Below are 3362 nucleotides of genomic sequence, written 5' to 3' on the forward strand. Positions count from 1 at the left end.
GGCCGGGCGGGCGGCGGGTGGGCAGGCCGCGGGTCGCGCAGCGGCCGGACAGTGGGCTCGCCCCGAAGGCCGAACTGCTCACCGCGGCGGCCGAGTTGTTCACCACCCGAGGCTATGCGGCCACCACTACCCGGACCATCGCCGAGCGGGCGGGGATGCGCCAGGCGTCCATGTACCACTACGTCTCCGGCAAGGAGGAGCTGCTCGCCGAGCTCCTGGAGTCCACCGTCACCCCCTCGTTGACGTATGCGCGCGGACTGCTCGCCGACGACGCGACCCCGGCCGAGGGGCGGCTGTGGGAACTGTGCCGTGCGGACGTCGAGGTGCTGTGCGGCGGCCCGCACAACCTCGGCGGCCTCTACCTCCTCCCCGAGGTGCGCGCCGAACGCTTCGCCGGCTTCCATGCCGTGCGGGCGGAACTGAAGGACGCCTACCGGCAGTTGCTCGCCGCTACGGCCGCCGGGGGCGCGCTCGCCAAGAGTGAGCTGGACCTGCGGACGGATCTGCTCTTCGGGCTCATCGAGGGTGTCATCCTCGTGCACCGCTCCGACCCCGAGCGCCCGGTCTCCGTCTTCGCGGAAGCCACGGCGGACGCGGCACTGCGCATCGCCGGTATCTGAGGCCGCGACTGCTCCGGGGGCTTCCGGAGGCCCGCGTTCACCCGTCACGGTGAGTGGTTCTCGTACACCTGTGCGTCGTTACGCGCTGTGTGCGATTGCATCCGCAGCGTGCAAATGACCGAGGGTACTCCACTCGCGAGGGGCATTTCAGAGGCTTGCCGAATATGACACGGCGTTGATCCGGTCGGACTAAGCTCGCCCGCAGCGCACCAAGTTGGGATGTATTCGTGCGCTTGTTCCCAAACATCCCGTAGATCCAGACAATCCCCACACGTACCCCACAGCAAGCTCCCCCAACCCAGCCGATCTGTCTCAGAGGGCATACATGGTGAGTGTTCAATCGCCTCCCGGTGGCCGTGAACTTCCCTACGCGCGCGTGCTGTTGCTTCCTGCCATAGCGATGGCGGGGGCGACCGGGGCCGCCGTCGCCCTGGTGGCGGGGCCGGCCCGCGCCGCCGTCGGCTGGTGCGGAGCCATCGCCACCGTCCTGGTCGTCGCGGTCGCCGCCGAAGTGGTCCGGCGCGGTCGTGCCGTTCGTGCCCTGCGGGCCGAGCACGCCCGTCACACCGCGTATCTGGAACGGCGGATCGCCGCCCAGGACGAGGACTTCGTCCGGTTCCGCACCGAACTCCTGCCGTACGGGCTCGATCTGCTCAGCCGCACCGGTTCACCCGGAGGGGTGATTCGCGAACTGCGCTCGCCGGACTCGCCGTACAGCGACCTCCCGGTGTCCCAGCGCAAGCTGCTGGAGCAGACCGTCGACATCATCGACCGCGAGCAGTCCATGCGGGACGGATCGCAGCGCGCGTTCGTCAGCATCGCCCGGCGCGTCCAGGCGATCGTGCACCAACAGGCCAACGAACTCCGCGAGATGGAGGAGGACCACGGCCGCAACCCCGAGGTCTTCGACGACCTCCTGCGCATCGACCACGGCACCGCGCTCATCGGCCGCCTCGCCGACTCCATCTCGGTGCTCGGCGGTGGCCGGCCCGGACGCCAGTGGCCCGAGCCCGTCGCGCTGTACAGCGTGCTGCGCGGCGCGATGTCCCGGATCCTGGAGTACCGCCGCATCGACCTGAGTTCCATCGCGAAGGTCAACGTCGACGGCAACTCCGTCGAACCGGTCATCCACGCGGCGGCCGAACTCCTCGACAACGCCACGCGCTACTCGCCGCCGCACACCAAGGTGCATGTCACCGCGACCGAGGTGCAGACCGGCATCGCGATCGAGATCGAGGACGCCGGCATCAGCCTCAGCGAGGAGTCGCGCGCGCGTGCCGAGGACATGATCGCCCGTGCCCAGGCCGACTTCGACCTCAACGACCTCAGCGAGGCCCCGCGCCTCGGCCTGGCGGTCGTCGGGCGCCTGTGCGAGGCGTACAACATGCAGGTCTCGCTCAGGCAGTCCGCGTACGGCGGCGTCCGCGCCATTCTCGTCGTGCCGTCCGAGATGCTCACCAGCGACCCGGCCCCCGGACTCGCGCACGGAATCGGCGCCACCGCCGCACCCAAGATCGAACTCGGTGCGCTGGAAGGCCCCAAGCGCCCGCCCAAGAGGCGCCGCCCCACGACCGGCCCGCGAATCCCGGCCTCCGTCTCCATGGAGGACGACATCCCGGAGGTCACCGAGTGGACCGAGAACGGTCTGCCGCAGCGCCGCAGCCGGGTCAAGACCCCGCTCAGCGAGCGGTACGCCCGCGCCAGGGCCACCGAGGCCAAGATCGAGGCCGACCCGGAGCTGCGGAAGCTCTGGGAGCCCGAGGCGCAGAAGAAGAAGCAGAAGAAGGAAGAGGAGCCCCTGCCGGGCCTGTGGGTCGAGGCGTTCATGGAGGGCCTCAAGGGCGACCCGGACCCCACGGCCTTCACCAGGAACCCCGACGACCCGACGTTCTCGGACCACCCGGACGACGCGGCCGACTTCACCGGCTTCCCGGCCGGCGGCTCCAGGGCCCTCGACGGCCACCCGCACGACCGGGCGGACTTCGGCGGCCACCGGGAAGACCCGACCGCACCCAGCGCGACCAACCATCAGCCGGCCCACGCTGAGGCCGACGACGAGGGGGACCTCAAGTGATCTCGCAGCGAGCCAACTTCGACTGGATGCTCAAGGCACTCGCCGACGGCGTGCCCGGTGTCCAGCAGATCGTGGTGCTCTCCGCCGACGGCCTGCGCATCGCCAGATACGGCGGCGACCCCGACGCCGCCGACCGGGTCGCCGCCGCCTGCGCGGGACTTCAGAGCCTCGCGGGCGCCGTCGCGCACGAGATCCCGGGCAGCGACGGCACGATGCGCATGGTGATCATCGAGGTCACCGGCGGCTACTTCTACCTGATGGCCGCCGGCCCCAACGCCTACCTCGCGGTCCTCGCCAACGTGGTCGCCGAACCCGGCAGCATGAGCCACCACATGCGCGACCTCGTGGTCCGGATCGGCGAGCACCTCACCAGTCCGCCCCGGCGGAACGGGCAGACCGTATGACTCCTCCGCAGCGCCGACGGCGCTACCCGATCAAGCAGGAGCCGCCGCCGGAACCTCTGCTGCCTCCTCAGGCGGGCGAGGCCGGCGCGGAGGGCGGAGCGGGCGAGGGCGCGGAGGGCGAGGGGGAGCGGAAGAACCCCGAACGGCTCTACGTGGTCGCCGGCGCGCCCCCGGGCGGCGAACGGGCGTCCCTCGACCTCGTCACGTTAATCGTGGCGTGCGCCGAACCCCCGCCCGCCGCCCCGCCGGAGCAGTCGGCGCTGC

3 protein-coding genes and 1 pseudogene are annotated in these 3362 nt (G+C 70.9%); all 4 read left to right on the plus strand.

The features are described from left to right. A partial coding sequence (locus tag AOK08_RS20630; RefSeq protein ID WP_055528007.1) for a TetR/AcrR family transcriptional regulator occupies positions 1 to 620 on the plus strand: 620 nt, incomplete at its 5' end. A gap of 325 nt (positions 621 to 945) precedes the next feature. Further along, on the plus strand, positions 946 to 2694 hold the full coding sequence (locus tag AOK08_RS20635) for a sensor histidine kinase (protein WP_055528003.1): 1749 nt from the start codon (positions 946 to 948) through the stop codon (positions 2692 to 2694). Further along, positions 2691 to 3098 (plus strand): roadblock/LC7 domain-containing protein, encoded by a 408-nt coding sequence (locus AOK08_RS20640; protein ID WP_055528005.1) that lies wholly within the window; start codon positions 2691 to 2693, stop codon positions 3096 to 3098. Before AOK08_RS20635 ends, AOK08_RS20640 begins: the two co-directional genes overlap by 4 nt. After that, a pseudogene (locus AOK08_RS46840) lies at positions 3095 to 3362 on the plus strand (DUF742 domain-containing protein); the annotation flags it as partial. The gene AOK08_RS20640 and the pseudogene AOK08_RS46840, both read left to right, overlap by 4 nt.

Source organism: Streptomyces graminilatus, from assembly GCF_001418565.1.
Lineage (GTDB): Bacteria > Actinomycetota > Actinomycetes > Streptomycetales > Streptomycetaceae > Streptomyces > Streptomyces graminilatus.